Source organism: uncultured Duncaniella sp., assembly GCF_910577345.1.
Taxonomy (GTDB): Bacteria; Bacteroidota; Bacteroidia; order Bacteroidales; family Muribaculaceae; genus Duncaniella.
Map to the genome: position 1 here is coordinate 49,211 of NZ_CAJTMT010000004.1, position 14,050 is coordinate 63,260.

At 52.4% G+C, this 14,050-nt stretch carries 11 protein-coding genes; 8 read left to right on the forward strand and 3 right to left on the reverse strand.

Annotated elements, in window-relative coordinates:
* Window positions 1-16: 16 nt before the first annotated feature.
* Together QZ310_RS02965 and ftcD are read right to left on the reverse strand one after the other, a co-directional pair.
* A complete protein-coding gene (locus tag QZ310_RS02965; RefSeq protein WP_297070216.1) occupies window positions 17-2,029 on the reverse strand; it encodes a urocanate hydratase in 2,013 nt (670 codons plus the stop codon).
* 21 nt (window positions 2,030-2,050) lie between these two features.
* Window positions 2,051-3,754, reverse strand: coding sequence for a glutamate formimidoyltransferase (gene ftcD / locus QZ310_RS02970; RefSeq protein WP_297070219.1), 1,704 nt, complete (start codon window positions 3,752-3,754; stop codon window positions 2,051-2,053).
* A gap of 282 nt (window positions 3,755-4,036) precedes the next feature.
* On the opposite strand from ftcD, the gene QZ310_RS02975 reads away from it, so the two are divergent.
* A complete protein-coding gene (locus QZ310_RS02975; RefSeq protein WP_297070221.1) occupies window positions 4,037-4,195 on the forward strand; it encodes a hypothetical protein in 159 nt (52 codons plus the stop codon).
* A gap of 106 nt (window positions 4,196-4,301) precedes the next feature.
* On the opposite strand, the gene QZ310_RS02980 is transcribed toward QZ310_RS02975, so the two are convergent.
* On the reverse strand, window positions 4,302-4,787 hold the full coding sequence (locus QZ310_RS02980; RefSeq protein ID WP_297070223.1) for an Lrp/AsnC family transcriptional regulator: 486 nt from the start codon (window positions 4,785-4,787) through the stop codon (window positions 4,302-4,304).
* 178 nt (window positions 4,788-4,965) lie between these two features.
* Between QZ310_RS02980 and QZ310_RS02985 the strand changes: the two genes are divergently transcribed.
* From QZ310_RS02985 to QZ310_RS03015, 7 genes are all read left to right on the forward strand, one after another.
* Complete coding sequence (locus QZ310_RS02985) at window positions 4,966-6,255, forward strand: O-acetylhomoserine aminocarboxypropyltransferase/cysteine synthase family protein (RefSeq protein ID WP_297070225.1); 1,290 nt, start codon at window positions 4,966-4,968, stop codon at window positions 6,253-6,255.
* A 289-nt stretch (window positions 6,256-6,544) separates the two neighbouring features.
* Window positions 6,545-6,997: a GatB/YqeY domain-containing protein gene (locus QZ310_RS02990; protein WP_297070226.1), complete on the forward strand. Its 453-nt coding sequence runs from the start codon at window positions 6,545-6,547 to the stop codon at window positions 6,995-6,997.
* A 26-nt stretch (window positions 6,998-7,023) separates the two neighbouring features.
* On the forward strand, window positions 7,024-8,295 hold the full coding sequence (gene serS, locus QZ310_RS02995; protein WP_297070228.1) for a serine--tRNA ligase: 1,272 nt from the start codon (window positions 7,024-7,026) through the stop codon (window positions 8,293-8,295).
* A gap of 131 nt (window positions 8,296-8,426) precedes the next feature.
* Complete coding sequence (gene rbfA / locus QZ310_RS03000; RefSeq protein WP_297070230.1) at window positions 8,427-8,762, forward strand: 30S ribosome-binding factor RbfA; 336 nt, start codon at window positions 8,427-8,429, stop codon at window positions 8,760-8,762.
* A 214-nt stretch (window positions 8,763-8,976) separates the two neighbouring features.
* Window positions 8,977-10,197, forward strand: coding sequence for an ABC transporter permease (locus tag QZ310_RS03005; protein ID WP_297070232.1), 1,221 nt, complete (start codon window positions 8,977-8,979; stop codon window positions 10,195-10,197).
* Between the two features lie 155 nt (window positions 10,198-10,352).
* The gene (locus tag QZ310_RS03010) at window positions 10,353-11,444 is read left to right on the forward strand and encodes a mannose-1-phosphate guanylyltransferase (RefSeq protein ID WP_297070234.1); all 1,092 of its coding nucleotides are present in this window, start codon (window positions 10,353-10,355) and stop codon (window positions 11,442-11,444) included.
* A gap of 94 nt (window positions 11,445-11,538) precedes the next feature.
* A complete protein-coding gene (locus QZ310_RS03015; protein ID WP_297070236.1) occupies window positions 11,539-13,812 on the forward strand; it encodes a RelA/SpoT family protein in 2,274 nt (757 codons plus the stop codon).
* The last annotated feature ends 238 nt before the right edge of the window (window positions 13,813-14,050 follow it).

Consider the following 14,050-nt stretch of genomic DNA (forward strand, 5'->3'; position numbering starts at 1 on the left):
AGACGGTGGCAATGACTTATTCGAATGCGGCGGCGATGATTTCGTCGTCAGCGATGTTCGGCAGTGTGACTTGCAGACCTGGAGTGCGCTCCATCTCGCGTTTGATTGCGGAGATTGCACCCTCGTTGCGGGCCCAACTGCGACGGGCGATGCCGTTGTTGACATCCCAGAGAAGCATCTCGTCGATGTGGCGTGCGGAATCCTCAGATCCGTCGATGACCATGCCGAAACCTCCGTTGATGACTTCGCCCCAACCGACACCGCCACCGTTGTGGATTGAAACCCATGTGGCACCGCGGAATGAATCGCCGATGACGTTGTGGACAGCCATATCGGCAGTGAATTGTGAGCCATCGTAGATATTGGATGTCTCACGGTAGGGAGAGTCCGTGCCCGATACGTCGTGGTGGTCGCGGCCAAGGACGATTGGAGCCGAGATTTCACCTCGGGCTATGGCATCGTTGAAAGCCTGTGCGATTTTGGTGCGGCCTTCGGAATCGGCATATAGGATACGGGCCTGCGAACCGACAACGAGTTTGTTGCGTCCGGCCTCGCGGATCCAATGGATGTTGTCGCGCAACTGGCCTTTGATTTCTTCGGGTGCATATTTGAGGATTCCTTCGAGGACCTCAGCGGCGATAGCATCGCTTTTTGCAAGGTCTTCCGGTTTGCCGGATGTGCACACCCAGCGGAAAGGACCGAAACCATAGTCGAAGAACGACGGCCCCATGATGTCCTGGACGTAGGAGGGATAGCGGAAAGTTCCATCTTCGGTCATAATGTCGGCTCCGGCGCGCGAAGATTCGAGAAGGAAGGCATTGCCATAGTCGAAGAAATACATTCCGTTTTCCGTGAGTTTGTTGATGGCGGCAACCTGACGGCGCAAGGATTCCTGCACCCGGCGTTTGAATTCTTCGGGATTCTCGGCCATCATCACCTTTGCCTCCTCGAAGCTCAGTCCGGCGGGATAGTATCCTCCGGCCCAGGGATTGTGGAGGGAAGTCTGGTCGGATCCGAGGTCAACTTTCACGCCATCGGCTGCAAGACGTTCCCAGAGGTCGACTACGTTGCCTTGATAGGCAAGTGATACCGCCTCGCGGTTCTTGCGGGCTTCTGCCACGCGCTCCATCAGCTCGTCGAGCGATGTGTGGACCTCATCCACCCAGCCCTGACTGTGGCGGGTGGCGACAGCCTTGGGATTGACTTCGGCGATGATGCTGACAACGCCTGCGATATTTCCGGCCTTGGGTTGTGCGCCCGACATTCCACCGAGACCGGCGGAAACGAAGAGCATACCTCCGAGGTCATGTTTACCTTCGGGGAGACGTTTGCGGCCTGCGTTGAGGACGGTAATGGTGGTGCCGTGGACGATGCCCTGCGGACCGATATACATATATGAACCGGCTGTCATCTGACCATACTGTGACACGCCGAGGGCGTTGAATCTCTCCCAGTCGTCAGGCTTGGAGTAGTTGGGGATGACCATGCCGTTGGTGACTATCACGCGCGGAGCGTCGGGGTGCGATGGGAAGAGACCGAGGGGATGGCCGGAATACATGACAAGGGTCTGCCGGTCGGTCATCTCGGAAAGATATTTCATGACGAGCAGATACTGCGCCCAGTTCTGGAACACGGCGCCGTTTCCTCCGTAGGTGATGAGCTCGTGGGGGTGTTGAGCCACACGCGGATCGAGATTATTCTGAATCATCATCATTATCGCAGCAGCCTGACGTGAACGTGCCGGATATTCGTCGATGGGACGGGCATACATCTCATAGTCGGGACGGAAGCGATACATGTAGATGCGGCCGTAGGTCTCCAGTTCCTTGGCAAACTCGCGGGCAAGTTCGGCATGAAGATGCTTGGGGAAGTAGCGCAGGGCATTCTTCACCGCAAGTTTTTTCTCTTTGGCTGTCAGGATGTCCTTGCGTTTGGGCGCATGGTTGACATTCTGGTCGTATGCTTTGGGCTGCGGGAGGGTGTCGGGGATACCGGCACCGACCGTAGCGCGGAATTCTTCTTTAGTCATGGTTGATAGTTATGGCGTTACTTATTTTGCAAGAACCTCGTTGACGATCCGGAGCACATTGGCTTCGGCTTCGATAGCGCGGTTTGCGATTTCTTCGGCACGGGCTGTCAGACGGTCGGCCTCCTCGCGGTTCTTCAACGAAGCGGCATTGATGCGGACATTGAGCTGTGCGCCGAGGACGGCCGAGCGGGCGGCAAGAGCGCCGACTCCGGCATCGCTGACAGAAGCCGGGTTGCCTGTGCGGGCCATTGATTCGAGGAGGGGGAAAGTCTCGGCAGCGGTCTCCATTGTCGAGAGGGGAATCTGCGTCGCATACAGCGTAGCGGCCTCGATGGCTTCCGCGCGGGCTGCTTTTTCCTCATCGGTTGATTTTGGCATTTTGAAAGCGTCCATGATGCGGTTGAATGCCTCGGTGTCTTCGTCGACAAGATGGAGGAGACGCTGCATCAGCTCCTGACCCTTGTCGGCCTGGTCAGAGAATTCTTTCCAACGCTCGTCCCAACCGGCTTTGTGGCTTGAAAGGTTTGCTACCATTGTGCCGAGGGCAGCCGCGAGAGCGCCCATGTAGGCCGAGATGGAACCTCCGCCCGGAGCCGGGGATTCGGATGCAGTTTCCTCGGCAAATTCGGTGCATGTCATGTCGGTGAGCTTCTTGCCGGCGTTTTTCGGCGCGATGAGGTATTCAATCACCTTCTCTTCGGGACGGAATGGCGCCAGTTCGTCAAGTCCCATTGACTTGACGGCCATGCGGATGATTTCGCTTTCTGAGATGCCGGTGGAACGCTGCTGTTTGTGGAGGAAGTAACGTCCGGCTTCGAGGAGGGTGCGCTTGGGCACAAGACCCACGATTTCAGTGCCGGTCACGCGCACACCGCGCTCATTGGCCGCGCGGCAGACTTCATCAAATGCGACATGGAGTGGAGTGGTGGATATGTCTGTGATGTTCATCGACACCTGGGCGATACCATATTCGTCAATAAACCAACCGATGGCCTTGGTGGCTTTGAGAGTACCGGGCTTCATGATGGTGTTGCCGTTCTCATCCTTCAGCGGTTTGCCGTTGACCTTGCCACCTTCGCGCACGGGACGTCCCTTTTCGCGGACATCGAATGCAATGGCGTTCGCACGGCGGGTCGAGGTGGAGTTGAGGTTGAAGTTGACAGCGATGAGGAAGTCGCGCGCACCGACCGTGGTGGCTCCTGTGCGGGCTGCCTTCTCGTCAAATGGGCGGTCGCCGAAGTCGGGGCCTTTGCCTTCGTGGTTCATCTTTTCAGGAAGGGCTTCATATTCGCCCGCACGACATACGGCAAGATTCTTGCGCTCGGGAGTGAAGGCGGCAGCTTCATAGCAGTAGGTCGGGATTTCAAGTTCGTCGGCAATGCGTTTTGCGAGCTTTCTGGCCAGTTCCGCACATTCTTCAAGTGTGATTCCGGAAATGGGAATCAGGGGGCATACATCTGTCGCACCCATGCGCGGATGTGCGCCGTGATGGTTGCGCATATCAATGAGTTCGGCCGCACGTTTCACACCTTGGAAGGCAGCTTCGACAACAGCCTCGGGTTCGCCCACGAACGTGACGACCGTGCGGTTGGTGGCCTCTCCCGGGTCAACGTCGAGCAGACTGATGCCTTTGACGCTCTCGATTGCGTCAGTGATGGCCTTGATTACATTCTTATCACGTCCCTCACTGAAATTTGGGACACACTCTATGATTCGTGTTTTCATGGATAATATAAATTGTGTTTTGGTATTGATTCTCTCTTCAGCGGCAATGAATGGCTACTTTATTATATAATAGAGTATCGTCACTGCCGAATTAAAATAGTTGCTACGCAAAGTTAATAAATTTTACCCAATGTAATGCTAATTCAGTAATGAAAATAGCGCCCTCCGGTAATAGCCATTAAATAGATTGGATAAATTTTGTGAAAAATAGATGTATAAAAATGTTCTTAATCTCAGTAAGTTGTTGTATCTTTGTAATCAAACAATTAATCATAACCGGATATGGCAAGACCAATTAGAGAGACTCCTGAACTTTACGGTAAGGATGCGGAACGCTTTGAAAGATTGATTTCACAGTCACGACCGGTTTCAAAGGAGGAAAAAGAAAGAGCAAGAAAAGCTTATGAAATGATGAAATCCATCAGTAATTTCCAATGGTAAGATGGACTTTTCAAAATTTACAGATTTGGATAAGGATGAAGACACAAGATTGATGTTTTACGACCTTAAAAATTTCTGTGTATAAAATTGTCAATACTATTTTCCTTCATTCCCTCTCTTCCGGCAGGGGGATTTCGTGGGTGTTTTTTACTTCGCCGAGGACGAAGGAGCTGTTGAGTGAGCCGATGCAGTCGAGTTCGCCGAGTATGCGGAGCAGGAATTTCTGATAAGATTTCATGTCGCGGGTATAGATTTTGAGCAGGAAGTCATAGTCACCGGAAATATTGTAACATTCGGCAATCTCCGGGATGGTCTTCACAGCCTCCATTATGCGGATGGCATTCTCGTGGGTGTGCTGTTTCATTTTGAGATAGCAGAACGCAAGGAAGCCGCAGTCGAGCTTTTCAGCATCGAGTACAGCCATGTATTTAGTGATATATCCTTCTCTTTCAAGCCGTTTTACTCTCTCGAATGTCGGGGTGGGCGAGAGGTGGATGGCTTGGGCGAGTTCCTTGACCGTCAGTCTGGAATTGTCCTGGAGAACTTTTAGTATCTTGATGTCGGTAGCATCGAGAGTGGAGCTTGTTTTCATTGTCATGAGGTGAAAGAATAATATTCTACAAAAGAGAGAGATTGAAGTTGGTATACAGAATTAAAATTCCTGTATATTTTGCAAATATAGTTATATTTTCTAAAATTTTTCAACTTCTTGGAAAGAATTATCGGTGGGCGTAACTTTGCAACCATAACAATTAAAACTCACAACGATTATGGCAACAAACAAACTACACTTCGAGACTCTCCAATTACACGTCGGTCAGGAAAAGCCGGATCCCGCAACGGATGCCCGTGCGGTCCCTATATATCAGACCACTTCCTACGTTTTCCGTGATTCGCAGCACGCAGCGGACCGCTTCGGGCTGCGCGATGCCGGAAACATATATGGTCGTCTTACAAATTCCACACAGGGCGTTTTGGAAGACCGCGTAGCTGCTCTCGAAGGTGGCGTTGCCGCCCTTGCAGTGGCAAGCGGTGCTGCGGCAATCAGCTATGCGCTTGAAAACATAGTCGGTAACGGCGACCATATCCTTGCAGCCGACAATCTCTATGGTGGCAGTTACAATCTCATAGCCCATACTTTTGCCACAAGGGGAATTGAAAGCACATTCGTGGATGTGCGTGACCTTGATTTAGTGGAGCGCTCCATCCGTCCCGAGACAAAGGTGCTGTTTGTCGAAACCTTCGGAAATCCGAATTGCGATGTGACAGATCTCGATGCGCTTGCTGAAATCGCACACCGTCACAATATTCCTCTCATCGTCGACAACACCTTCGGAACACCCTATCTGATCCGTCCTCTCGAACATGGTGCAGATGTGGTGGTCCATTCGGCAACCAAGTTTCTCGGCGGCCACGGCACGAGTCTCGGAGGTGTGATTGTCGACGGTGGCAAATTCGACTGGAAGGCGAACGCCGATAAATTCCCGACTCTTGCCAAACCCGATCCGAGCTACCATGGTGCTGTTTTCGCTGATGTCGCAGGTCCGGCAGCATTTGTCACCCGTATCCGCGCGGTAATCCTCCGCGACACCGGGGCTGCAATCTCGCCATTCAATGCCTTCCTTATCCTGCAGGGTGTCGAGACCCTTTCGCTTCGTGTGGAGCGTCATGTCGAAAACGCTTTAAAAGTTGTTCAATTCCTTGCATCTCACCCCAAGGTAGCAAAGGTCAACCATCCGTCGCTCCCTGACCATCCCGACCATGCGCTCTACACCTCACTCTTCCCCAACGGAGGAGGCAGTATTTTCACCTTTGAGATCAAGGGTGGGGAAGAGGAAGCATGGCTCTTCATCGACTCTCTTGAAATCTTTTCGCTGCTTGCAAATGTGGCTGACGTCAAAAGCCTTGTAATCCATCCTTATACTACGACACACTCACAGCTCTCTCCCGAAGAACTCGAACGGCAGCACATAACCCCTGCCACAGTTCGTCTGAGCATCGGAACGGAGCATATCGACGACATACTCGCCGACATTGCCCGGGCACTTGAGAAAGTGTGAGCTTCCGACTATTTCAATATTCAAATGTCAGTGGTAAAGGCTTCCTTGTCCGTATCCACGGATCGCAATGCGGTCCTGTGGTGCGGATGAGGAAGCCACTTTTTATATGGCGGATGAGTGCGGTGTGTTTATTTTATCAGCGACTTGCGTAGAAAATACTTAAAAATCTTGTAACTTTGCAAGGTGATAGGCATTGATGGCTCCGATGCTGCCGATGGCCATGTCCGGGACTGTCATTGAAAACATATCACAACTCCTCGCGTTTTAATTAAGAACATATAACCTGATTATGGATTTATTTGACAAAATTTCCGCCGATATAAAGAGCGCCATGCTCGCCCGTGAGAAAGTGCGTCTGGAGACGCTTCGCGGTATCAAGAAAGAATTCCTTGAAGCCAAGACCGCCAAGGGTGGCGACGGCTCACTCTCCGACGAGGCTGCAACCAAGATTCTCGCCAAGATGGCAAAGCAGCGCCGCGAGACAGCGCAGATTTACGAAGAGCAGAACCGCCCCGAGCTTCGCGACAATGAACTTGCCGAAGCCGCAGTCATCGAAGAGTATCTGCCCAAGCAGCTTTCCGAAGAGGAACTGACTGCCGAACTCAAGAAAATCATAGCCGAGACCGGTGCCACATCCCAGAAGGAGATGGGCAAGGTGATGGGTGTCGCTTCGAAAGCCCTCGCCGGACGTGCCGACGGTAAGGTCATCTCGGCAAAAGTGCGCGAACTTCTCAACAATTGAAACACGATAAAGACTAAATAAAAAAAATGCTTACCCTACAGCAAATCAAAGAGGATCCCGAACGCATCATTGCGCGCCTCGCCGTCAAAGGTTTTGATGGAAAGCAGGGAGTCAACGATGTGATTGACTTCGACGACGAACGCCGTAGCCTCCAGTATCAGAACGATAATCTCGCAGCCGAGCTTAAGAAGCAGGCCGATGCAATCGGTCGCTTGATGAAGGAAGGCCGTCGCGACGAAGCCGAGGAAGCCAAGAAGAAAGTGGCTGAGATCAAGGCTGAGCAGAAAGAGATTGCCGACCGTCTCACCACCACTGAAAATGCCATCCGCGATATCCTTCTCGGTATGCCCAACATTCCCTGCGATGCAGTCCCCGAAGGAAAGACCGCAGAGGACAATGTCGTAGAGAAGACCGGTGGCCCGATGCCCGAACTTCCCGCTGACGCGCTCCCCCACTGGGAACTCGCCAAGAAATACAACCTTATCAACTTCGACCTCGGCGTGAAGATCACAGGCCCGGGTTTCCCCGTCTATATCGGCAAGGGTGCGAGAATGCAGCGCGCCCTCATCCAGTTCTTCCTCGATGAAGCCGGCAAGGCAGGCTATCTTGAAATCCAGCCCCCCTACGTCGTCAACGAGGCTTCTGGTTATGGAACAGGCCAGCTCCCCGACAAGGAGGGACAGATGTATTTCATCAACGAGGACAAGCTTTATCTTATCCCTACCGCCGAAGTGCCTGTCACCAACCTCTATCGCGATGTCATCCTCACCGCCGATCAGCTTCCCGTCAAGAACTGCGCCTACTCCGCTTGTTTCCGTCGTGAGGCCGGTTCCTACGGAAAGGATGTCCGCGGTCTCAACCGTCTCCATCAGTTCGACAAGGTTGAAATCGTGCGCATCGAGAAGCCCGAGAACTCCTACGCTGCCCTTGAGGAGATGAAAGACCATGTCCAGGGCCTTCTCGAAAAACTCGGTCTCCCCTGGCATATCCTCCGTCTCTGCGGCGGCGACATGAGCTTCACTTCTGCCATCACCTTTGACTTTGAGGTCTATTCAGCAGCCCAGGGTCGCTGGCTGGAGGTTTCCTCTGTCTCCAACTTCGAGACATATCAGGCCAACCGTCTCAAATGCCGTTACCGTGGCGAGGACAAGAAGACACATCTCTGCCACACCCTCAACGGTTCAGCCCTCGCACTTCCCCGCATCATGGCAGCCCTTCTGGAAAACAACCAGACTCCTCAGGGAATCGTGGTGCCCGAGTGCCTGCGCAAGTACACCGGCTTCGACATCATCGACTGAAAGGCATAGTCACCGGCACGGGTTGGCGACGGATGTGTTTCCAACCTTTGCCACGGTCGACGCGTTGTAATAAGTGACGGCGGTGTCCGACATGATTTCCGCCTCACGAACTGTTAAAACTAATTATAATTATGGAATCAACACGTCAAGCTAAAATATCGCGTCTCTTACAGAAGGAACTCAGTGAAATCTTCCGTCAGCAGACCGCCAAGACCCACGGCACACTCGTGTCGGTGAGCATTGTCCGCGTATCCCCCGATCTCAGCATCGCCAAGGTCTATCTTTCAATCTTCCCCTCCGAACGTTCGCAGGAACTTCTTGAGAGCATACGCGAGAGTGCGAAGACCATCCGCTATGAGCTCGCTCAGAAAGTGCGCTTCCAGTTGAGGAAGTGTCCTGAACTCAGCTTCTATCTGGATGACTCGCTCGACTATATCGACAACATCGATAAGCTCCTGACCAAATAAAGCCCGGCGGCGACATGCTTTTTTGCATGATTGAAGATACACCCTTCTAAAAACCGGAAATAAAAGAACAGAAGCGCAAAAGGAACAAAAGTCATGAGACAGATTGCACTTGGTTGCGATTTCGTTGCTGATATACTTTTGTTGCCTGTGTGTGCTTCTGTTCTTTTGTAATTATAATCACATTTCTCATACCCCAACTCATCCCTGACTCACGATGCCGGCACTGCGCATTGCCATCCGCTATCTCTTAGCAAAGAAAAGCCATACGGCTGTCAATATCATATCCTACATTTCCATGGCCGGAATTGCAGTTGCAGCCATGGCCATGGTCTGTGTATTGTCGGTGTTCAACGGCTTCACCGAACTTGCGTCTGACCGCCTCTCGCTTGTGGACCCCGACATAAAGATTACCTCGCTCAGCAGCCGTGTCATCGCAAATGCCGACTCGCTTGCAGCCGAGATCCGGAAAGTCCCGGGTGTGAGGGCTGCGCTCCCGACATTGCAGGGCGAGGCTCTTGCTGTGCTCGACGACGTGCAGCTTCCGGTGAATATCGCCGGTATTCCGGATGGTTTCGATGATGTGTCGGCCCTCGGTTCATTGATGATTGACGGAACGTTGGACAGTCTTACCTATTGTCTCGGAGGTGCAGTCCTCGGCGTAGGTACCGCCGTTCAGCTCGACGCACGTCCGTCGATGATGAGAAATCTGCTTCTGACGGTTCCGCGCCGTCTTGGTCGCATCAACCCTGCTTTTCCGATGGCAGCGTTCACGACCGACACTCTTTTTGTCAGCGGTGTCTACCGCACGAATCAGCCGGAGTATGACAACGCCATGCTCTATATCCCTCTCGGCAGTGCCCGCGATTTACTTGACTATACAACCGAAGGAACTGCCGTTGAGATTTCTGTTTCTCCCGGTGAGAATGTTGCGCGGGTGGTCTCTGCTATTGAGGCTGCGGTCGGTGGAGAGTATCTTGTAGCCGACCGGCTCAGGCAGGAATCCCATTCTTTCAGGATGATTTCGATTGAGAAATGGATCACCTTCCTGATGCTTGTCTTTGTGCTTGTGATGGCCTCGTTCAATATCCTCTCGTCGCTCTCGATGCTCATAATAGAAAAGGAGGAGAGCCTGCGCATACTCAGCTCAATCGGAGCGCCCGACAGTATGCTCCGCAGGATATTCCTCTATCAAGGCATCCTTGTCGCCGCACTCGGAGGAGCCATAGGCATATCAATCGGTGTGATTCTCTGTCTGGTTCAGCAGCATTTCGGACTCATCACCCTCGGTGGCGACCATTCACAGATGTCGATTGTCATCTATCCCTGTGTGCTGAGGTTCACCGATGTGTTGATAACAGCAGGGGTTGTTGCGCTCATCGGCATTCTCTCCGGCTTCATCGCATCGCGCAGTGTGCGTCCTCCTTATTTAAAGTAACGATTTAAAGTTGTGGTAAAAGTAAAAACGCACCTCCGACATTTGGCAATTGGCGAGAAATTTCGTAATTTAGCCGACCTAATTGACGGCGCGTTTTCGCAAGACGCTCCAGATGTGTTATCAATAATCTAATCTATTTAACAGTCACTTATTTTATGTCAGCACCATCAACCCATAGATATTGCGTAATCATGTGTGGCGGAGTAGGCAGCCGTTTCTGGCCCTATTCGCGTGAAAACTGCCCCAAGCAGTTCATCGACTTCCTTGGGACAGGACGTTCGCTCCTGCAGATGTCATACGACCGCATCCTTCCTCTTGTCCCGAAGGAAAATATCATTGTGGTTACAAATGAGAAGTATGCCCCGCTCATCCGTGAGCAGCTTCCGGATATTCTCCCCTCCAACATCCTTCTCGAACCCGCCCGCCGCAACACAGCTCCGTGTATCGCATGGGCTGCATACCATATCGCGGCTCTCGATCCCGAAGCATCAATGATTGTCACCCCGAGCGACCATCTCATCACACGCGAGACCGTGTTCCAGGATTGCGTGAGCCGTGGATTCGAGTTTGTGGAGAACAACGATGCACTTCTCACTCTCGGCATCACTCCGACCCGTCCCGAGACAGGCTATGGCTACATCCAGATTGGTCAGGAGGCTGAGCCGGGAATCCTGAAGGTGAAGACATTCACCGAGAAGCCCAATCTTGAGCTTGCAAAGGTGTTCCTTGACTCGGGCGAGTTTTTCTGGAACTCCGGTATCTTCCTTTGGCGTGCTTCGTCAATCATCGAGGCGCTTCATAAGTATGATCCCGACCTCACGACGCTCTTCGACAAGGGTAAGGCTGATTTCGGTACTGACAAGGAAAGTGAATTCATCAGCGCCAACTTCATCTCCTGTCCTCCCAACTCCATTGACTATGCGGTGATGGAAAAGGCCGACAATGTATATGTCGAGTGTGTCAGCTTCGGCTGGAATGACCTCGGCACATGGAGCGCGCTCTACGACAACTCGCCGCGCAACAGCGACAGCAATGTCGCCCAGAACTGCAATGTCCTCGCCTACGAGAGCAACGGCAACATCTTCGCTGTGCAGAGTCCCGACAAACTTGTCGTGGTCCAGGGTCTGAAGGACTATATCATCGCCGACGCGGGCGATGTGCTCCTCATCTGTCCCAAAGCCGAGGAGCAGCGCATAAAGCAGATGGTGAATGATGCCAAGATTTCATACGGCGACAAGTATCTTTAATCAATACATCACAGAGCGTGGGTCGGTTTCCGGATTGCGGAACGGACCCACGCTCTTCGGTTTCAATAATCAAAACAATAGCCTTACGACCACCATGCAAGAATACAAACTTACCCCTCAGGAAGAGGATGCATACGTTGAGCAGCAGTTTCGCGATCTCCTTGACGGTTATCTCGCAAGTAACCACCGCAAGAAGGTGGAGATTATCGAGCGGGCCTTCCGTTTTGCCAAGGAGGCCCACAAGGGGGTGAGACGGCGTTCGGGCGAACCGTATATCATCCATCCGATTGCCGTGGCCAAGATTGCATCACAGGAGATCGGCCTCGGATCCACGTCGATATGTGCCGCCCTTCTCCACGATGTGGTGGAGGACACGGAATATACCGTCGAGGACATCGAGAAGCATTTCGGTCGTAAGATAGCCCGTATTGTCGAAGGGCTCACCAAGATTTCAGGTGGTATTTTCGGCGACAAGGCCTCTGCCCAGGCCGAGAATTTCCGCAAACTCCTCCTGACAATGAGCGAGGACATCCGCGTAGTGCTCATAAAGATGGCCGACCGCCTCCACAACATGCGCACCCTCGGCTCTATGGCCCCCAACAAGCAATACAAGATTGCAGGCGAGACCCTCTATATCTATGCTCCGCTTGCCCATCGTCTCGGTCTTTTCGAGATCAAGACGGAGCTTGAGGACCTCAGTTTCAAGTATGAGCATCCGGGAGAGTATGAGCGCATCTCGCGTCTGATTTCACAGAGCGAGGCCGGACGTGAGATGGTCTATAACGATTTCGCATCCCCGATTCTCAAACGTCTCGACGCTATGGGGCTCGACTATGAGGCAAAGGCCCGTTTGAAATCGGTCTATTCCATCTGGCGGAAGATGGACACCAAGCATATTCCCTTCGAGGAGGTCTATGACCTCTATGCCATGCGCATTATCTTCGATGTCCCTGAGGGGGTGTCGGAAAAGGAGATGTGTTTCAAGATATATTCAGCCCTTACCGACCTCTACCGGCCGCATCCTGACCGCACCCGCGACTGGATAACCAATCCCAAGGCCAACGGCTATCAGGCTCTCCATGTCACCCTCATGGGGCCTGATGGAAACTGGATTGAGGTCCAGATTCGCAGCCGTCGCATGGACGAGATTGCCGAGAAGGGTTTTGCTGCCCACTGGAAGTATAAAATCGGTGAACATGAAGAGGAGAGTGAGCTGAACGTTTGGCTCAAGACCATCAAGGATATTCTCGATGACCCCACTCCGAATGCCATTGACTTCCTCGACACCCTCAAACTCAATCTCTTCGCTACGGAGATTGTGGTATTCACCCCGAAGGGTGAGTTGCTGACTTTGCCTGCCGGAGCAACTGTCCTCGATGTCGCCTTCACGCTTCACTCGCAGCTCGGCATGAGGTGTATTGCCGGAAAGGTCAACCATAAGCTTGTCCCGCTGTCCCACCGTCTCAATTCAGGCGATCAGGTGGAGGTGCTTACTTCCCATTCCCAGTCGCCAAAGCCGGAATGGATGAATTTCCTCGCCACTGCCAAGGCCAAGACGCGTCTGCGCAAGGAACTCCGCCGTGTGCAGCAGCCGGTCATTGAGGAGGGCAAGAAGATATTCGACGATTTCATGGTGCAGAACGACATCATCGTCAACAACAGTGTGATGACAAAGATTCTCGGCACCTACCATGTCTCCACCCGTGAGGAGCTTTTCTATAAGCTCGGCAGCGGAGAGGTCTCGATTGATGACTATCTCAACGTCAACACCTCGCGCGGAGCACGTTCGCTTGTCTCGCGTCTCTTCCGTCTCGGTTTCGGTGGCGATAACAAGAAGACCAAAGTCAAGAAACTCCTCACCACACCCGAGGAGCCGTCGGAAAAACAGGCTGAGAAGCCCAAAATCAACACGAAGGAAACCTACGTTCTCCGCTTCAACGAGCAGGAGAGCAATTTTGCCTTTGCCGAGTGTTGCCGTCCCATTCCCGGCGATGAGGTCATGGGATTCATCACTGACGATGGCACTGTTGAGGTCCATTCTCTTACATGCCCGCGCGCCCAGGTGCTCAAGGCAAGCTATGGCCCGCGTATCCTCGCTACAAAATGGGACGAAATCTCCGGAAGCTTCCTTGCAAATATCCGTATCGAGGGCATTGACCGTCATGGCATCCTTCAGGAATTGACACGCATGATCTCGACTGCCCTCAACATTGACATTCGCAGTCTCAACATAGCTGCCGACAAGGAAGTATTCACCTGCGACCTCGGAGTCCTCGTAGCCAGCACCCACGCCGTCGACGAACTCTGCAAAAGCATCCTCCGCATCGAAGGAGTCCGCAAAGCCGACCGCGTCCGCGCCTACGAGTGATGAAATTTGTCATCCGGTTCCATTGATATTGAGAGCCATGCCTATTTACAAATGACCTAAGAAAGAAGGCCTACGGCTACAACCTTGACAATGATGATATTAGGAAAGAATGTGTTAATCTCCTTGATTGATGAAGATTAATTTCCGAGTATCAGAACATGTTGCTAAATTTGTATATGGAAACAACAATCTCGCTTTCAAGGGAATCAGAATATAATGCAATACTGCGACAGGCTGT

What these genes read in the sequence shown, in the direction of transcription:
- QZ310_RS03010 (WP_297070234.1), top strand. Translation starts at nt 10,353, where the DNA reads ATGTCAGCACCATCAACCCATAGATATTGCGTAATCATGTGTGGCGGA.
- ftcD (WP_297070219.1), bottom strand. Translation starts at nt 3,754, where the DNA reads ATGAAAACACGAATCATAGAGTGTGTCCCAAATTTCAGTGAGGGACGT.
- QZ310_RS02975 (WP_297070221.1), top strand. Translation starts at nt 4,037, where the DNA reads ATGGCAAGACCAATTAGAGAGACTCCTGAACTTTACGGTAAGGATGCG.
- rbfA (WP_297070230.1), top strand. Translation starts at nt 8,427, where the DNA reads ATGGAATCAACACGTCAAGCTAAAATATCGCGTCTCTTACAGAAGGAA.
- QZ310_RS03015 (WP_297070236.1), top strand. Translation starts at nt 11,539, where the DNA reads ATGCAAGAATACAAACTTACCCCTCAGGAAGAGGATGCATACGTTGAG.
- serS (WP_297070228.1), top strand. Translation starts at nt 7,024, where the DNA reads ATGCTTACCCTACAGCAAATCAAAGAGGATCCCGAACGCATCATTGCG.
- QZ310_RS02985 (WP_297070225.1), top strand. Translation starts at nt 4,966, where the DNA reads ATGGCAACAAACAAACTACACTTCGAGACTCTCCAATTACACGTCGGT.
- QZ310_RS02980 (WP_297070223.1), bottom strand. Translation starts at nt 4,787, where the DNA reads ATGAAAACAAGCTCCACTCTCGATGCTACCGACATCAAGATACTAAAA.
- QZ310_RS03005 (WP_297070232.1), top strand. Translation starts at nt 8,977, where the DNA reads ATGCCGGCACTGCGCATTGCCATCCGCTATCTCTTAGCAAAGAAAAGC.
- QZ310_RS02965 (WP_297070216.1), bottom strand. Translation starts at nt 2,029, where the DNA reads ATGACTAAAGAAGAATTCCGCGCTACGGTCGGTGCCGGTATCCCCGAC.
- QZ310_RS02990 (WP_297070226.1), top strand. Translation starts at nt 6,545, where the DNA reads ATGGATTTATTTGACAAAATTTCCGCCGATATAAAGAGCGCCATGCTC.